The 16,044-nt window shown below is 50.8% G+C and carries 19 protein-coding genes; 3 read left to right on the plus strand and 16 right to left on the minus strand.

Annotated features, from left to right (window positions below):
- Window positions 1–12: 12 nt before the first annotated feature.
- Window positions 13–324: a 30S ribosomal protein S10 gene (gene rpsJ / locus IV433_RS14345; protein WP_009639175.1), complete on the minus strand. Its 312-nt coding sequence runs from the start codon at window positions 322–324 to the stop codon at window positions 13–15.
- Between the two features lie 752 nt (window positions 325–1,076).
- Between rpsJ and IV433_RS14350 the strand changes: the two genes are divergently transcribed.
- A complete protein-coding gene (locus tag IV433_RS14350) occupies window positions 1,077–1,574 on the plus strand; it encodes a prepilin peptidase (protein WP_195814707.1) in 498 nt (165 codons plus the stop codon).
- Window positions 1,575–1,583: 9 nt separating this feature from the next.
- On the opposite strand, the gene bfr is transcribed toward IV433_RS14350, so the two are convergent.
- From bfr to fkpA, 11 genes are all read right to left on the minus strand, one after another.
- Entirely contained in the window at window positions 1,584–2,063 is a 480-nt protein-coding gene (gene bfr, locus IV433_RS14355) for a bacterioferritin (RefSeq protein WP_101080138.1), read from the minus strand.
- A gap of 85 nt (window positions 2,064–2,148) precedes the next feature.
- Window positions 2,149–2,343, minus strand: a complete 195-nt coding sequence (gene bfd / locus IV433_RS14360) for a bacterioferritin-associated ferredoxin (RefSeq protein ID WP_195814708.1) — start codon at window positions 2,341–2,343, stop codon at window positions 2,149–2,151.
- Between the two features lie 146 nt (window positions 2,344–2,489).
- A complete protein-coding gene (tuf, locus tag IV433_RS14365) occupies window positions 2,490–3,674 on the minus strand; it encodes an elongation factor Tu (RefSeq protein ID WP_165061132.1) in 1,185 nt (394 codons plus the stop codon).
- A gap of 71 nt (window positions 3,675–3,745) precedes the next feature.
- Window positions 3,746–5,860: an elongation factor G gene (fusA, locus tag IV433_RS14370; RefSeq protein WP_195814709.1), complete on the minus strand. Its 2,115-nt coding sequence runs from the start codon at window positions 5,858–5,860 to the stop codon at window positions 3,746–3,748.
- 96 nt (window positions 5,861–5,956) lie between these two features.
- Complete coding sequence (gene rpsG / locus IV433_RS14375) at window positions 5,957–6,427, minus strand: 30S ribosomal protein S7 (protein WP_005969574.1); 471 nt, start codon at window positions 6,425–6,427, stop codon at window positions 5,957–5,959.
- 96 nt (window positions 6,428–6,523) lie between these two features.
- Window positions 6,524–6,898 carry a 30S ribosomal protein S12 gene (gene rpsL, locus IV433_RS14380; protein WP_013573668.1) on the minus strand — a complete coding sequence of 125 codons (375 nt, stop codon included), beginning with the start codon at window positions 6,896–6,898 and terminating at the stop codon, window positions 6,524–6,526.
- 143 nt (window positions 6,899–7,041) lie between these two features.
- Entirely contained in the window at window positions 7,042–7,329 is a 288-nt protein-coding gene (gene tusB / locus IV433_RS14385) for a sulfurtransferase complex subunit TusB (protein ID WP_195814710.1), read from the minus strand.
- 13 nt (window positions 7,330–7,342) lie between these two features.
- Complete coding sequence (gene tusC / locus IV433_RS14390) at window positions 7,343–7,702, minus strand: sulfurtransferase complex subunit TusC (RefSeq protein WP_195814711.1); 360 nt, start codon at window positions 7,700–7,702, stop codon at window positions 7,343–7,345.
- Window positions 7,703–7,724: 22 nt separating this feature from the next.
- Window positions 7,725–8,117 (minus strand): sulfurtransferase complex subunit TusD, encoded by a 393-nt coding sequence (gene tusD / locus IV433_RS14395; RefSeq protein ID WP_195814712.1) that lies wholly within the window; start codon window positions 8,115–8,117, stop codon window positions 7,725–7,727.
- A complete protein-coding gene (locus tag IV433_RS14400; protein WP_165061123.1) occupies window positions 8,114–8,836 on the minus strand; it encodes a helix-turn-helix transcriptional regulator in 723 nt (240 codons plus the stop codon). The genes tusD and IV433_RS14400 overlap by 4 nt, the downstream gene beginning before the upstream one ends.
- A 264-nt stretch (window positions 8,837–9,100) precedes the next feature.
- The gene (fkpA, locus tag IV433_RS14405; protein WP_195814713.1) at window positions 9,101–9,952 is read right to left on the minus strand and encodes an FKBP-type peptidyl-prolyl cis-trans isomerase; all 852 of its coding nucleotides are present in this window, start codon (window positions 9,950–9,952) and stop codon (window positions 9,101–9,103) included.
- 291 nt (window positions 9,953–10,243) lie between these two features.
- Between fkpA and IV433_RS14410 the strand changes: the two genes are divergently transcribed.
- Window positions 10,244–10,462: a protein SlyX gene (locus IV433_RS14410; RefSeq protein ID WP_112288598.1), complete on the plus strand. Its 219-nt coding sequence runs from the start codon at window positions 10,244–10,246 to the stop codon at window positions 10,460–10,462.
- A gap of 73 nt (window positions 10,463–10,535) precedes the next feature.
- Here the strand turns inward: IV433_RS14410 and slyD are convergent, their stop codons facing one another.
- The 4 genes from slyD to kefG form a co-directional block, all read right to left on the minus strand.
- Window positions 10,536–11,141, minus strand: coding sequence for a peptidylprolyl isomerase (slyD, locus tag IV433_RS14415; protein WP_195814714.1), 606 nt, complete (start codon window positions 11,139–11,141; stop codon window positions 10,536–10,538).
- Between the two features lie 200 nt (window positions 11,142–11,341).
- A complete protein-coding gene (locus IV433_RS14420; protein WP_104923594.1) occupies window positions 11,342–11,545 on the minus strand; it encodes a YheV family putative zinc ribbon protein in 204 nt (67 codons plus the stop codon).
- 78 nt (window positions 11,546–11,623) lie between these two features.
- Entirely contained in the window at window positions 11,624–13,432 is a 1,809-nt protein-coding gene (kefB, locus tag IV433_RS14425) for a glutathione-regulated potassium-efflux system protein KefB (RefSeq protein ID WP_195814715.1), read from the minus strand.
- The gene (gene kefG, locus IV433_RS14430; protein WP_195814716.1) at window positions 13,432–13,986 is read right to left on the minus strand and encodes a glutathione-regulated potassium-efflux system ancillary protein KefG; all 555 of its coding nucleotides are present in this window, start codon (window positions 13,984–13,986) and stop codon (window positions 13,432–13,434) included. Before kefG ends, kefB begins: the two co-directional genes overlap by 1 nt.
- A gap of 129 nt (window positions 13,987–14,115) precedes the next feature.
- Here kefG and IV433_RS14435 point away from each other — a divergent pair, with 129 nt between their 5' ends.
- Window positions 14,116–16,035 carry an ABC transporter ATP-binding protein gene (locus IV433_RS14435; RefSeq protein ID WP_195814717.1) on the plus strand — a complete coding sequence of 640 codons (1,920 nt, stop codon included), beginning with the start codon at window positions 14,116–14,118 and terminating at the stop codon, window positions 16,033–16,035.
- Window positions 16,036–16,044: the final 9 nt, after the last annotated feature.

Below are 16,044 nucleotides of genomic sequence, written 5' to 3' on the forward strand. Positions count from 1 at the left end.
CAATGACCCTGATTAACCCAGGCTGATCTGCACGTCTACACCAGCAGCCAGATCCAGACGCATCAGAGCATCAACGGTTTTCTCGGTTGGCTCAACGATGTCAACCAGACGCTTGTGAGTGCGAATCTCATACTGATCGCGCGCATCTTTATTGACGTGCGGAGAAATCAGGATGGTAAAGCGCTCTTTGCGGGTCGGCAGCGGGATTGGACCACGAACTTGCGCACCAGTGCGCTTCGCAGTCTCAACGATTTCCGCAGTTGATTGATCGATCAGACGATGATCAAACGCTTTCAGGCGGATACGGATTCTTTGGTTCTGCATGAGACCAGAGCTCCAATTATTTTAAACGTAAATGATTACTCCTCATACCCATTTCGATTGATGGGAGAGTGTAATCGTTCTTAACATAACCCCCATATCGGGAGTATTGTCGACCGGCAAGTAAACTTATCGGCCAGCTGATTCTTATCGAATCAGACTTACCAAGATTAGGTAAGCCCGCGCATTATACGTAAACAGGGAGAATAAGCAACAGTCATTGCCAAATGAACTGCTTTTATTTTGCACTAACGTCAACTCGTTCCATCGCCTGAGTTTTATCTGCATTTATTGGCGGGCTGTATTACAACTGGATGAGATATCAACATCTTGTTTCGGTCTTGATTAATAATGAATTCAGTAGGCCATTGTCTCTTCAGGTACCAATATCATCCCTCATAAAAGGTGTTATGACTTTGACTTAGTTCCGGGGACATTCTTTGTACTATCCAATTTTATCAGACGGCCCGTTTCAGGGAGTCGCCCACTCTGTAGCTGCTTTCATCGGCTTTTTAGCCGGTATGGTGCTCAACGTCGTAGTCACCCGATTTATTCTAAAGTTTGCTTCAGACTCGTCAGAGACTCCTGTGCTTCCGTTCGCTCTGCCCGATGTCTCTTATGCGAGGCGCTCTGATGGGCCCGGTTTATACCTGAAATCTCTATTGCTTAGACAGATGAGTTTTCGAAGGCCCAGCCTTTATTACCGGAGCCAGCTTTCATACCGATCCCTTTTTGTCATCGGGAGCTGCGCGCTCATGTTTTTGGGTATGTCCTTTCTCTTTGATAATCCTATGACCTGGCTGGTGGTTTGTCTGTTTTCTTGTTTTCTCATCGCATTGAGTGTTATCGACGTTTCAACATTCATTTTACCGGATGCCTTAACACTGCCGTTACTGTGGCTCGGTCTGATGTTGAGTGCACTTGGTTATGGCGTCCCCGTTGAGTCTGCTATTTTTGGCGCAGTTTCGGGCTATCTGTCTTTTTGGTCTCTTTATTGGTGTTTGAGGTTTCTGATGAAGAAAGAGGGGATGGGTTTCGGTGATTTTAAATTACTGGCGGCGATAGGCGCCTGGTCAGGCTGGGAGGCATTACCTGCTGTATGTACGCTGGCTGCATTGATCGGTATTTTTTATGCCATCGTTTGGGGTCGGATTTTCCGACAGGGTAGTTTGATTCCTTTTGGCCCTGCCCTTTCATTATCCGGACTTCTAATCTACATCAGCCAGAGGAATGATATTGTCTGGCTGATGTAATCGGTACTGCTATTGAGATGCTTCTTTGAGCTGGGACTGGATGTAGTTTTGTAACCCAATACGGCCGATCAATTCGATCTCAGTTTCAAGCCAGTCAATATGATGTTCTTCGTCTGCAAGAATAGTGATCATTAAATCCCGGCTGACATAATCATGGACTGAATCAGCGTAAGCAATCCCTTCTCTCAGGTCTTTGGCCCCATCAAGTTCAAGTACTAAATCTGACTTCAGCATTTCTTCAACATCTTCGCCAATGTTAAGCTTTCCGAGATCTTGCAGGTTTGGGATGCCTTCGAGGAAAAGTATGCGTTCAATGTAAATATCGGCATGTTTCATTTCGTCGATAGACTCATGATATTCGATACCATTCAGGCGCATTAAGCCCCAGTTTTTGAACATTCGGGCGTGCAGGAAATACTGGTTAATAGCAACCAGCTCATTTCCAAGAAGTTTGTTGAGATGAGCAATGACTTTTTTATCGCCTTTCATAGGTAACTCCTCCGTTCCGGTATCTAAAGCGTAGATCCGGTACAGAGTAAGTCAAAAAAAAGGCACACTTTTTAACGAAGTATTTTTACGCGATGTTTTTGAACTCTGGGATTTGTTGTAATTCATCTTCCATTATCTGTCGTGCAGCCCGCACACATTTGCCACACTGTGTTCCTACTGGAACAAAATTTCTGAGCTGTTGAAAAGTTTGTGGCTGGTAACTCCTGACGGCCTGTCTGATCGTTTTATCACTGACTGAGTTACATAAACACACGTACATATAAACCACACTTCGTCTAAATCTTAGATTAACTGTAAATGAGAATGGTTATTATTGCAAATCCTGTTTATCCCTTTTCTGTCACAAAATTTAGAAAATAAAAAAGGGTGCCGAGGCACCCTTTTTTTGCTCTTGATTATCAGCGATTAAGCGATAACTTTAGCAACAACACCAGCGCCTACAGTACGGCCGCCTTCACGGATTGCGAAACGCAGACCGTCATCCATCGCGATTGGGTGGATCAAGGTAACAACCATTTTGATGTTGTCGCCTGGCATTACCATTTCAACGCCTTCTGGCAGTTCGATGGTACCGGTCACGTCAGTTGTACGGAAGTAGAACTGTGGACGGTAGCCTTTGAAGAATGGAGTATGACGACCACCTTCATCTTTGCTCAGAATATAAACTTCAGATTCGAACTGGGTGTGTGGTTTGATTGAGCCTGGTTTAGCCAGAACTTGACCACGTTCGATATCTTCACGTTTGATACCACGCAGCAGAACACCAACGTTCTCGCCTGCACGGCCTTCGTCCAGCAGTTTGCGGAACATTTCAACGCCAGTACAAGTTGATTTCACGGTATCTTTGATACCTACAATTTCAACTTCTTCGCCGACTTTAACGATACCGCGCTCTACACGACCGGTTACAACTGTACCACGACCGGAGATGGAGAATACGTCTTCGATTGGCAGCAGGAATGGCTTGTCAATTGCACGTTCTGGTTCTGGGATGTAAGAATCCAGGAAGCCAGCCAGTTCAATGATTTTTGCTTCGTAGTCTGCATCGCCTTCCAGTGCTTTCAGCGCTGAACCGCGAACAACCGGAGTGTCATCGCCTGGGAAGTCGTACATAGACAGAAGTTCACGAACTTCCATTTCTACCAGTTCCAGCAGCTCTTCGTCATCAACCATGTCACATTTGTTCAGGAACACGATGATGTAAGGAACGCCAACCTGACGACCCAGCAGGATGTGCTCACGCGTCTGAGGCATAGGGCCGTCAGTTGCAGCAACAACCAGGATCGCGCCGTCCATCTGAGCAGCACCGGTGATCATGTTTTTCACATAGTCGGCGTGCCCTGGGCAGTCAACGTGCGCGTAATGACGGCTTGGGGTGTCATATTCAACGTGTGAAGTGTTGATGGTGATACCACGAGCTTTTTCTTCTGGTGCGTTATCGATCTGGTCGAATGCGCGTGCAGAACCGCCGTAGGTTTTAGCCAGAACGGTAGTGATTGCTGCAGTCAGGGTAGTTTTACCGTGGTCAACGTGGCCGATAGTACCAACGTTAACGTGCGGTTTTGTACGTTCAAATTTTTCTTTAGACACGGCTATATTCCTTACTCTTGTGCTCTCCCTTCAAAGAGAGAGCACGGGATCATTGTGTTTAAACCAGTGGCTTATTTGCCACGAGCTTCAATAACGGCCAGGGCCACGTTATTTGGCGCATCATCATACTTCAGGAATTCCATGGAGTAAGATGCACGGCCTTTGGTCAGTGAACGCAGCTGAGTCGCATAACCGAACATTTCGGAAAGCGGAACTTCGGCATGAATCACAACACCAGTAGCGTTAGATTCTTGGCCTTTCAGCATACCACGACGACGGCTAAGGTCACCGATGACGTCACCAGTGTTCTCTTCAGGCGTTTCTACTTCAACCTTCATGATCGGCTCAAGCAGAACTGGTTTCGCTTTCTTAAAGCCATCTTTGAAGGCGATAGAAGCGGCCAGTTTAAACGCCAGCTCGGAGGAGTCAACGTCATGGTAAGAACCGAAGTGCAGACGCACGCCCAGGTCTACTACCGGGTAACCCGCCAGTGGACCAGACTTCAGCTGTTCCTGGATGCCTTTGTCAATCGCGGAGATGAATTCGCCAGGAATTACACCACCCTTGATTTCGTTGACAAACTCATACCCTTTCGGATTCGAGCCAGGTTCTAATGGGTACATGTCGATCACAACGTGACCGTACTGACCACGACCACCAGACTGCTTAGCGTGTTTACCTTCAACATCAGTAACTTTAGCGCGGATTGCTTCACGGTAAGCAACCTGCGGCTTACCGACGTTAGCTTCAACGTTAAACTCACGACGCATACGGTCAACCAGGATATCCAGGTGAAGTTCACCCATACCTGCGATGATTGTCTGACCAGACTCTTCATCAGTCCAAACGCGGAATGATGGGTCTTCTTTTGCCAGACGGCCCAGAGCCAGACCCATTTTTTCCTGGTCAGCTTTGGTTTTCGGTTCTACAGCAACGGAGATTACCGGCTCAGGGAATTCCATGCGCTCCAGAATGATCACGTTATCCGGATCACACAGGGTATCACCAGTAGTCACGTCTTTCAGACCGATCGCTGCAGCGATATCGCCTGCACGAACTTCTTTGATCTCTTCACGCTTGTTAGCGTGCATCTGAACGATACGACCCAGACGTTCGCGCTGAGATTTCACTGGGTTAAATACAGTGTCACCTGAGTTGACGAGACCGGAATAAACACGGAAGAACGTCAAGTTACCCACGAATGGGTCAGTAGCAATTTTGAACGCCAGAGCAGAGAACGGCTCAGAATCGTCAGAATGGCGAACTGCCGGAGTGTCTTTACCGTCGTCCAACAGACCGTTGATAGCTTCAACGTCAGTTGGTGCTGGCAGATACTCAACAACAGCATCCAGCATTGCCTGCACGCCTTTGTTTTTAAACGCAGAACCACAGGTAACCAGGATGATTTCGTTGTTCAGAACGCGCTTACGCAGAGAAGTTTTGATCTCTTCTTCAGTCAGCTCTTCGCCACCAAAGAATTTCTCCATCAGCTCATCCGAGCCTTCAGCAGCGGCTTCAACGAGTTTCTGACGCCATTCTTCAGCCAGTTCTTGCATATTTGCAGGGATTTCTTCGTATTCGAAGGTAACGCCCTGATCAGCTTCGTTCCAGTTGATAGCTTTCATTTTCACCAGGTCAACAACACCGGTGAATTTTTCTTCCGCGCCGATTGCCAGTTGCAGTGGCACCGGAGTCGCGCCCAGACGTTTTTCAATCTGATCAACAACTTTCAGGAAGTTAGCACCCATACGGTCCATTTTGTTAACGAACGCGATACGTGGAACTTTATATTTGTTTGCCTGACGCCATACGGTCTCAGACTGTGGCTGAACACCACCAACAGCACAGTAAACCATTACCGCGCCATCAAGAACACGCATGGAACGTTCAACTTCGATGGTGAAGTCAACGTGCCCTGGGGTGTCGATGATGTTGATGTGGTGTGGTTCGAACTGCTTAGCCATACCAGACCAGAAACAGGTAGTTGCAGCGGACGTGATGGTAATACCACGTTCCTGCTCCTGCTCCATCCAGTCCATGGTTGCAGCGCCGTCATGAACTTCACCGATTTTGTGGTTTACACCGGTGTAGAACAGAACACGTTCGGTAGTAGTTGTCTTACCGGCGTCGATGTGAGCACTGATACCAATGTTACGGTAGCGCTCAATGGGTGTTTTACGAGCCATTTGATTCCTCTATTACTAGGACGTTCAAGTTCGGTTAACCCAAGCGGGTTGGCTTCTTGAAGCGCCCGCTTGGTTAGCATAACTACTGCGAAGTGATTACCAGCGGTAGTGGGCGAACGCCTTGTTGGCTTCAGCCATACGGTGAACGTCTTCACGTTTCTTAACTGCAGTACCTTTGTTCTCTGCAGCATCAGAAAGTTCGTTCGCCAGGCGGAGAGCCATGGATTTATCACCGCGTTTACGAGCAGCTTCAACGATCCAACGCATTGCCAGAGCATTACGACGAACCGGACGGACTTCAACTGGAACCTGATAAGTAGAACCACCTACGCGGCGGGACTTAACTTCGACAGTCGGACGAACGTTGTCCAGAGCGACTTCGAAAGCTTCCAGGTGGCCTTTACCGCTACGTTGAGCCAGGGTCTCAAGAGCAGTGTAGACGATTGCTTCTGCAGTAGATTTTTTACCATCTACCATCAGAATGTTTACGAATTTTGCCAGCAGTTCGGATCCGAACTTAGGATCTGGCAGGATTTTACGTTGACCAATGACGCGACGACGTGGCATGGAAATACTCCGTTGTTAATTCAGGATTGTCCAAAACTCTAAGAGTTTATTTTGACAGTAAAGTGAAAATGTTTGGCCTTACTTAACGGAGAACCATTAAGACTTCGGCTTTTTAACGCCGTATTTAGAACGAGATTGCTTACGATCCTTAACGCCTGAACAGTCCAGTGCGCCACGGACGGTGTGATAACGCACACCTGGCAAGTCTTTTACACGACCGCCACGGATCAGGATCACGGAGTGTTCCTGAAGGTTATGACCTTCACCGCCGATGTAGGAGGTAACTTCAAAACCGTTAGTCAAACGCACACGGCATACTTTACGCAGTGCGGAGTTTGGTTTTTTAGGGGTGGTAGTATATACACGAGTACATACGCCACGTTTCTGCGGGCAAGCTTCCAGCGCTGGAACGTTGCTTTTAGCAACCTTCGTAGAGCGTGGTTTGCGTACCAGCTGATTAATTGTTGCCATTAAAAAGCTCCTGGATTTTGGTTCATAAACTACTTTGTAAACGCGTGATAAATCGCCCCATAAAAAGCATTAGCTAATATGGGGACGCAGAATTTTAGGGCTGACCTAAGAGGGTGTCAAGAAATATACAGCACATCGTTGATTCACCATGCCGTTTGCTGGGCATGCTTCTCAGTCAGCGCAACGAAACCAGTATAGTCGATCAGGGTGATTTTGTGCGAAATTTGACCAACCAATCCTCGTGCAGCCAGATCTTCGCTTAATACATACACTGACTGAACAAGCTGGCTCAGCAGTCCACAGGCTTCACTGTCATGGATCGCCGCGAGTACGCCATCCTGCATCAGCAAAAGCGCGTCATCCGATGCAACCATCTTAAGAAGCAATGAAAAATCACAATGTTGCGGGGAATTGGAAAGGGTAAAAAGCATAGGATTTCCTGATCTAAAACGTCATCACCACATCGTAACTGGCCAGCCGGCCGCGGATTTCAGCCACAGACAGCGGCTCAACGTCCAGCACCCATTCATGCCCGGCAGATAAACCGCGAGCCTTCAGCGACTCTGTGCAGACAAAGCACTGGTCAACATCATAAAGGGGCAGTACACCGAACGTGGCGATATAATTACGGGCCAGAATTTTTTCAGGCTGCTGCGCAGGCATCAGCTGAAAAACACCGTCTGCCATAAAAAAGACGCCAATATCTTCGGTCAGTGCTGAGGTGGCAAGCAGCGCATCGAGACCTTCGCGCCCGGCGGAAGAACCGTGCGGTCCCTGCGTGAATATAAACGCAACCTTCTTCATTATTGTTCTCTGCAATAGCACATCAGAACTGAACCATACGATCGCAGGTCAGCGAAGCTTCAGCAAGACTGCCCAGGCCGGTCAGATGGAAACCCGGTTGCAGGTTAGTCTGACCGTGCCCCTGATTATCGGCTTCCGTTTCGTCAATCACACCGCGACGCAAAGCAGCAGCAACACAAACATTCAGTGCCACCTGATGATCGGCGGCCATTCGCTGCCAGGATCTCACTAAATCGAATTCATCGGAGGCTGGAGCAGAAAGCAGGTTGCCATTCAGTACGCCTTCACGATAGAAAAAAACGCTGTCGAGCTGATGCCCGCTGGCAATGAGCGCCAGTGCGAACTGATACGCCGCACTGGCTTGCTGAGTTCCATACGCCGGACCAGTTACCAAAAGGCAGTAGCGGAGCTTCAACGTTCGTTCCCCACCAGGTCACCACTTTTAAACTGTCGGATATAAAGATACACAGTGTGCTTGGAAATATTCAGACGATCGGCCACCTGATTAATGGCATCTTTAATATCAAAGATACCTTTTTCATAAAGATTCAGCACAACCTGACGGTTCTTCGCATTGTTAGAAACATTGCGGTCCGCATTCACTTCTTCAATAGTGAATTCCAGCGTCTGAGCGACCAGATCGTCAACCGACGACGCGAAGTTCACCGAAGAAGCGACTTCCTGCGTTTCCGGCGGCATGAAGGTCTGAATGATCTGCGAGAAAGGCACATCAAGGTTCATGTTGATGCACAGCAGCCCGATGACACGCTGCTCACGGTTGCGGATGGCGATAGTCACCGACTTCATCAGCACACCGCTTTTCGCACGGGTGAAATAAGCTTTGGAGACATTGCTGTCAGCGCCGGTCATGTCATGCAACATGCGCAGCGCGAGATCCGTAATCGGTGAGCCGATTTTGCGGCCGGTATGTTCGCCATTGGCGATGCGAACCGCAGAGCATTTCAGGTCTTCCAGTGAATGCAGCACAATTTCGCAGTGCTCACCAATCAGCATTGCAAGTCCGTCCACCACGGCCTCGTATGAAGACAAGATTTCATGGTCGACCTGGCTGAAAGGACGTTGGTCCAGCAAATCCAGATCGCCGGTTTCGCCAGTTATAAGCGAATTAGACATCGAAGCTACCACCCTCTATATCGCGCCTTCCAACGGGAGTCAGAGCGCATTATTCATCGTTCCAGGGTCGTTACTGTATCAAAAGTACAGAAAAAACGGCCTTGCGAGTATATGGATCTGTGACGTTATGCCGGGCAGACAAAAGCGTCAAGTTATCATCATAGAGTAACCGCAATAAAATGAGGGGCTGGTTCAAATAAAAGTTACTGACGAAAAAAAACCGCCGCGTTAAGCGACGGTTTTATGCAGCAACTGTGCGGCAGCTTAGTTAGCTTTCGGCGCAGCTTCTGCTTCAGCAGGTTTCTCAGCGGCTTTAGGATCAGCTTTTGGCGCTGCTTTCACGTCCAGCAGTTCAACATCGAACACCAGAGTGGAGTTAGCCGGGATCCCCGGGACGCCAGTTTTGCCATAAGCCAGCTCTGCTGGGATAACCAGCTTGATTTTGCCGCCTTTCTTGATGTGTTTCAGGCCTTCGGTCCAGCCTGGGATAACACCGTCAAGACGGAAGGAGAGCGGCTCGCCACGAGTATAAGAGTTATCGAACTCAGTCCCGTCGGTCAGGGTGCCTTTGTAGTTAACAACAACGGTATCGCTGTCTTTCGGCGCTGCGCCGGTACCTGGTTTCTCTACCTGATACAGCAGACCAGATTCAGTTTTCTTCACGCCTTTTTCTTTGGCGAAGTCAGCACGGAATTTGTCGCCTTTTTCAGCGTTAGCTTTAGCGTCCTGCTCCATTTTAGCCTGTGCAGATGCTTTCACACGGCCTTCGAAGGTTTGCAGAGTTTGCTCGATTTCCTGGTCAGACAGTTTGCTTTTGTTAGCAAACGCGTCCTGAACACCGGCGATCAGCTGGTCTTTATCCAGTTTGATGCCCAGTTTTTCTTGTTCTTTCAGTGAATTGTCCATGTAACGGCCCAGAGATGCACCCAGTGCATACGCTGCCTGCTCGTCATCACTTTTGAACTTGGTCTTATCTGTTGCTGCCGGTGCAGCTGCAGCGGCTGGCGCAGGGGCAGCAGCGGCCGGTGCTGTGGCTTCAGCAGCCATAACCTGAGTGGCATTCAGGGCGATCGCCATGGTGGTTGCCAGCAGAGTTACTTTAAACAGTGATTTCATCCATTTCTCCAAGACCAGAAGTATGTGACCTCTGGTAATAATTACGAAAGTTCGGCGGTTACTATAACTGTCCGTCTCACGACAAAACAATCTCTATACACGCCATTAGCGTCTTATTCCGACCTTTTTTGCATCAATTAGTTTCCTAAAATTATCAGGACGGACAGATAAAGCGCCGCAGGTCAGGCAATCAGGCAGGTTTACGGGTAGAATCGCCGGTCTACAATACAGAATGAGGTTCCGGTCAGCGCTCAATCTGAGAGGCTTGGGACGCACAATGAGGGAATGATGATGGACTCAAATACCGTGGAACAACGTCTGGAGATGCTGGAAAACAAACTGGCTTTTCAGGAAATCACCATCGAAGAACTGAATTTGATTGTGACGCAGCACCAGCTGGAAATGAGCAGATTGCACGATCACCTGCGCCTGCTGACAGACAAACTGCGCGCCAGCCAGCCGTCAATGATTGCCGATCAGTCGGAAGAAACGCCGCCGCCGCATTACTGATTTGGGCTATGGCATGCAGCAAAAAGGCGCCTGAAGGCGCCTTTTGTTTTTAACCGCTCTGCGGACAGAACGATCAGTGGCAACCGCAGCCGCCGTTACCGCCGCAACCACCTTTCTTACCGTGGTCATGGTCGTGGTCGTGATCATGGCTGTGACCGTGGCCGCCGCAGCAACCGTCACCGTGTTCATGGTCGTGACCATGGTCATGGCCGTGTTCGCCGTGAACGTGGCCGTGAGCCAGTTCTTCTTCAGTCGCTTCACGGATAGCAACCACTTCAACGTGGAAGTTCAGATCCTGACCCGCCAGCATGTGGTTACCGTCAACCACAACGTGGTCGCCGTCAACTTCAGTGATTTCGACAGGAACCGGGCCCTGATCGGTATCAGCCAGGAAACGCATGCCTACTTCCAGCTCGTCAACGCCCATGAAGACGTCTTTCGGTACGCGCTGAACCAGGTTTTCATCGTAGTTGCCGTAAGCGTCGTTTGCGCCTACATGCACATCGAACACATCACCAACAGCATGACCATCAAGTGCAGTTTCCAGACCGGAGATCAGGGAACCATGGCCGTGCAGGTAATCCAACGGTGCGCTCACCGGAGATTCGTCAACCAACACACCGTCTTCTGTACGTACCTGATATGCCACACTGATGACCAGGTCTTTTGCTACTTTCATGATAACTCCTACCGTTGGATACTCAATTTGTTGTCTGCGAACGTTTCGGGAACGATCGCTACTTCGCTTAAGGCTAATTCAGTGACGGCGTCTTTTGGATGAGATCATCCTGAAAATCACCGCCGGATAAATTTGGCGAAGAGTGTAGCGGAAATCCGCGTCTCTGTACTTAACAGCATAAAAAAACGCGAGCGATAACGCTACTTCGGATCGAAAATACCAATCACCTGCTCTTCCGGGCGCAGCTTCTTACTGACCTGCGCGTCGGTCTGCCGCTGATGGTGTCCGCATTTTACGCACTCCACCACTTCGACCTGATCTTCCTGCCATAAAGCCAGTGTATCCATCGCCTTACATTTCGGGCACACCGCACCAGCGATGAAACGTTTACGGGTAGACGCCATGTTAATTCTCCTGAAATTTTCGACATTGCTTCCGGTCATTTTTCATTCAGACGGCACAAAAAATTTTCGTCTGCCGGACTATTCATCATCGTCCCAGCCGTCAAGCTGACGCCGTTCGTTGTGCATTTCGCTCTGGAAGATGTCTTCCAGCTCACGCCGCGCTTCTTTCACGCGGGAAATCTGCGCCACGTCGCCGCGGTTTTGCGGCACCAGTTCACGCAGCATCCGCATATCAAGACGGCGAAAATGCTGCTGGGCACGGTAGGCGCTGTGCGGATGCATGCCCAGTGTTACAAGCGCCTTTTTCCCTAATTCCAGCGCACTGGAAAACGTCTCGCGGGAGAAATTCGCCACACCGGCCTGCAACAACTCATGCGCTTCAACACGCCCCCGGGCGCGGGCCAGAATATTCAGATGCGGAAAATGCTGCTGGCACAGATGCACGATGGTCATCGTATCTTCCGGCTCATCGCAGGTGATCACGATCGACTTCGCTTTTTCCGCGCCAGACGCCCTGAGCAATTCCAGTTCAGTCGCATCGCCGTAATACACTTTGTAGCCGTAAGTCCGCATCAGGCCGACGGCGCTGATATCGCGCTCCAGCACGGTAATCCGCATTTTGTTCGCCATCAGCAAACGGCCAATCACCTGCCCGAAACGCCCGAACCCGACAATAATCACCTGCGGTTCATCATCCTGCACAAAGTGTTTTTCATCGCTTTCTTCACCGTCGTTGTAGCGGCGGACCAGAATGCGGTCCACCCACTGCATCAGCAGCGGCGTGGTCATCATTGATAACGTCACCACCACCAGCAACAGCGAAAGTTGCGAAGAGGAAATGACTTTCTGCGCCCCGGCCGCCGAGAACAGCACGAAGGCAAACTCGCCGCCCTGGCTGAGAACGGCAGAAAACTGCAACCGGACCGACGTCCGCAATCCGAATATCCGCGAAAGCGCGTAAAGCACAGCGCCTTTGACAGTCACGAGAATAATGACGCCCGCCAGCACCAGCAGAATATGGGTGTAAAGCACGCCGAGATTGAGCGCCATGCCGACGGAAATAAAGAACAGCCCGAGCAGTAAACCCTTAAATGGCTCTATCGCGATTTCCAGTTCGTGCTGATATTCACTTTCGGCCAGTAAAATACCGGCGATGAACGTTCCGAGCGCCATCGAAAAGCCCAGCGTATCCATAAACAACGCAGAGCCGAGCACCACGAGAAGCGCCGCCGCCGTAAAGACTTCGCGGACGCCAGAAGCCACAATCAGCCGGAAAATCGGCCGCAGCAGATAGCGGCCGCCGATTAACATGCCGCCAAAAGCCAGCACTTTCAGGCCGATCATTTCCCAGTTATTACTGCCTTCTGAGCCGCCCGCCAGAATGGGGATCAGCGCCAAAGCCGGGATTACCGCGATATCCTGAAACAGCAGCACGGCAAAACCCAGCTGACCGCCTTCATTACGCGTCATGCCCTTGTCGCGCATCAGCTGCAACGCCATCGCCGTTGATGACATCGCCAGCCCGATGCCGCCGATCACCGCCGCCTGCCAGGAGAATTTCGTCAGCCACAATAAACCGCCCAGCACCAGCGCGGTCAGAATCACCTGCCCGGCGCCGACGCCAAAAATTTGCCGCCGCAGCTCCCACAGTTTTCCCGGATTCAGCTCCAGCCCGATGATAAACATCAGGAACACGACGCCCAGCTCGGAGAAATGCAGAATTTCATCGACGTCGCGGATGAAACCCAAACCCCACGGGCCGATGGCGATCCCGGCCAGCAAATAGCCGAGCACCGCGCCAATTCCTAAACGCTGGGCAACGGGAACCGCCACCACGGCCGCAAATAAAAAAAGCAGGATCGCGGCGGGTAAATTTGAACCGTCCATCAGGCAATCCCTCCGTTCGGCAGCGGGGATTTCAGCCATTCGCCATACGCTTCGGCATGACTTTGCAGCACATCAGGTTTCTGACGGCGCGCCCAGTAAATGATAATCGGCGTCATCCAGTGCATATGGCACATCGCCGACGTCAGCTCGAACGGACGCATAATGTCGGACATCGGATAACGGTTATATCCGCCCGCCTTATACGCCCCTTCCGGTTCGCCGGTGGTCACAACCGAACGCCAGTATTTTCCGTTCAGCGCATTCCCGCCTGCCCCGCTGGCAAAACCACGCGCCAGAACGCGATCCATCCACTCTTTCAGCAACGCCGGGCAACTGTAGGTATAAAGAGGATGCTGGAAAACGATCACCTTGTGCTCGCGCAACAATTGCTGCTCGCGATGAATATCAATAAAGAAATCAGGATAGTGGGCGTACAAATCATGCACGGTGACATGTTCGAGCTGCCGGGCTTGTTGCAGTAAAACGCGGTTGGCGACCGAATCGGGTGATTCCGGGTGAGCGTAAAGCAGCAAAACCTTTGGTGGCTGCGACATCAATACCTCCAAAGCGTCGTCAGGGTGCGGTTTTTCCGTTACCATGCTTCGCAAAGACTAAATGGGACGCGATACGTCTTGTTTAAATCATTATCATGACAATTTAACATACTCTCAACACGGCGCTTTATGATTGTTTTCTCCTCCTTACAAATCCGACGCGGCACCAATGTGCTGCTGGACAACGCGTCTGCGACCATCAATCCCGGCCAGAAAGTCGGACTGGTGGGCAAAAATGGCTGCGGTAAATCCACCCTGATTTCACTGCTGAAAAGTGAAATGAGCGCCGACGCCGGCAACCTGACTTTTCCGGGTAACTGGGCGCTGGCCTGGGTCAATCAGGAAACACCGGCACTCGACGAGCCGGCGATAGAGTATGTTATCGACGGCGACCGCGAATTTCGTCAGTTAGAATCCGAATTACAGCACGCCAATGAGCGTGATGATGGCCACGCTATCGCCACACTGCACGGCAAGCTCGATGCGATTAATGCCTGGACGATCCCGGCGCGCGCGGCCAGCCTGCTGAGCGGTCTGGGCTTTAGCCAGAATCAGTTACAGCAGCCGGTAAAATCCTTCTCCGGTGGCTGGCGTATGCGTCTGAATCTGGCGCAGGCGCTGATTTGTCGTTCTGATTTACTGCTGCTGGATGAACCGACCAACCACCTGGATTTAGACGCCGTCATCTGGCTGGAAAAGTGGCTGAAAGGCTATACCGGGACGCTGGTTCTGATTTCTCATGACCGCGATTTCCTGGATCCGATTGTCGATAAAATTCTGCATATCGAACAGCAATCGCTGAACGAATACACCGGCAACTACTCGTCTTTCGAACGTCAGCGTGCGACCAAATTGTCGCAACAGCAGGCATTGTTTGAAAGTCAGCAGGAAAAAGTGGCGCATCTGCAAAGTTACATCGACCGTTTCCGTGCTCAGGCCACTAAAGCCAAACAAGCGCAGAGCCGCATCAAAATGCTGGAGCGCATGGAACTGATTGCGCCGGCGCACGTCGACAATCCTTTTCATTTTAGCTTCCGCTCGCCGGAAAGTTTACCCGATCCGCTGCTGCGCATGGAAAAAGTCAGCGCAGGCTACGGCGACACCACCATTCTGGATTCCATCAAACTGAATCTGGTGCCGGGCTCGCGTATCGGCCTGTTAGGCCGTAATGGCGCGGGTAAATCGACGCTGATTAAACTGCTCGCCGGTACCATGCCGCCGCTTCAGGGCGACATCGGCCTGGCGAAAGGCGTGAAACTCGGATACTTCGCCCAGCATCAGCTGGAGTTTTTGCGTGCCGACGAATCGCCGCTGCAACATCTGACCCGCCTCGCCGCACGCGAAACGGAACAACAGTTGCGTGATTATCTGGGCGGATTTGGTTTCCACGGCGACAAAGTGACGGATCCGACCGGGCGTTTCTCCGGCGGCGAAAAGGCGCGTCTGGTGCTGGCACTCATCGTCTGGCAGCGCCCTAACCTGCTGTTGCTCGATGAACCGACCAACCACCTGGATCTCGATATGCGTCAGGCGCTGACCGAAGCGTTAATCGACTTCGAAGGCGCGATGGTTGTTGTCTCGCATGACCGTCACTTACTGCGTTCGACTACTGACGATTTGTATCTGGTTCACGGCGGCAAAGTGGAACAGTTCGACGGCGATCTGGAAGATTATCAGCAATGGCTGGTGGATGTTCAGCGTCAGGAAAGCCAGCAGGATGCACCGGCCAAAGACGGTGGCGTGAACAGCGCGCAGTCGCGTAAAGATCAGAAGCGCCGCGAAGCCGATTTCCGCAACCAGACTCAGCCGCTGCGTAAGCAAATCACCAAACTCGAAGCGCAGATGGAAAAACTGACCACCGAACTGGCGACAATCGAAGAGCGTCTGGCTGATTCGGCAATTTACGACATCAGCCGTAAAGCCGATCTTACCGAATGTCTGCAACAGCAGACCAAAGTGAAAGGCGCGCTGGATGAAACCGAAATGACCTGGCTCGATGCGCAGGAACAGCTGGAAGAGATGTCAAAAGCGTTTGATATAGAAAGCTGAGTTTGCTGT

It is taken from the genome of Rahnella laticis (assembly GCF_015644585.1).
Taxonomy (GTDB): Bacteria; Pseudomonadota; Gammaproteobacteria; order Enterobacterales; family Enterobacteriaceae; genus Rahnella; species Rahnella laticis.

Excerpts from the sequence above, each read along its gene's own strand:
- rpsJ (WP_009639175.1), bottom strand. The coding sequence starts at position 324 with ATGCAGAACCAAAGAATCCGTATCCGCCTGAAAGCGTTTGATCATCGT.
- IV433_RS14350 (WP_195814707.1), top strand. The coding sequence starts at position 1,077 with ATGTTTTTGGGTATGTCCTTTCTCTTTGATAATCCTATGACCTGGCTG.
- bfr (WP_101080138.1), bottom strand. The coding sequence starts at position 2,063 with ATGAAAGGCGATAAAAAAGTCATTGCTCATCTCAACAAACTTCTTGGA.
- bfd (WP_195814708.1), bottom strand. The coding sequence starts at position 2,343 with ATGTACGTGTGTTTATGTAACTCAGTCAGTGATAAAACGATCAGACAG.
- fusA (WP_195814709.1), bottom strand. The coding sequence starts at position 5,860 with ATGGCTCGTAAAACACCCATTGAGCGCTACCGTAACATTGGTATCAGT.
- rpsG (WP_005969574.1), bottom strand. The coding sequence starts at position 6,427 with ATGCCACGTCGTCGCGTCATTGGTCAACGTAAAATCCTGCCAGATCCT.
- rpsL (WP_013573668.1), bottom strand. The coding sequence starts at position 6,898 with ATGGCAACAATTAATCAGCTGGTACGCAAACCACGCTCTACGAAGGTT.
- tusB (WP_195814710.1), bottom strand. The coding sequence starts at position 7,329 with ATGCTTTTTACCCTTTCCAATTCCCCGCAACATTGTGATTTTTCATTG.
- tusC (WP_195814711.1), bottom strand. The coding sequence starts at position 7,702 with ATGAAGAAGGTTGCGTTTATATTCACGCAGGGACCGCACGGTTCTTCC.
- IV433_RS14400 (WP_165061123.1), bottom strand. The coding sequence starts at position 8,836 with ATGTCTAATTCGCTTATAACTGGCGAAACCGGCGATCTGGATTTGCTG.
- fkpA (WP_195814713.1), bottom strand. The coding sequence starts at position 9,952 with ATGAAATCACTGTTTAAAGTAACTCTGCTGGCAACCACCATGGCGATC.
- IV433_RS14410 (WP_112288598.1), top strand. The coding sequence starts at position 10,244 with ATGGACTCAAATACCGTGGAACAACGTCTGGAGATGCTGGAAAACAAA.
- slyD (WP_195814714.1), bottom strand. The coding sequence starts at position 11,141 with ATGAAAGTAGCAAAAGACCTGGTCATCAGTGTGGCATATCAGGTACGT.
- IV433_RS14420 (WP_104923594.1), bottom strand. The coding sequence starts at position 11,545 with ATGGCGTCTACCCGTAAACGTTTCATCGCTGGTGCGGTGTGCCCGAAA.
- kefB (WP_195814715.1), bottom strand. The coding sequence starts at position 13,432 with ATGGACGGTTCAAATTTACCCGCCGCGATCCTGCTTTTTTTATTTGCG.
- kefG (WP_195814716.1), bottom strand. The coding sequence starts at position 13,986 with ATGTCGCAGCCACCAAAGGTTTTGCTGCTTTACGCTCACCCGGAATCA.
- IV433_RS14435 (WP_195814717.1), top strand. The coding sequence starts at position 14,116 with ATGATTGTTTTCTCCTCCTTACAAATCCGACGCGGCACCAATGTGCTG.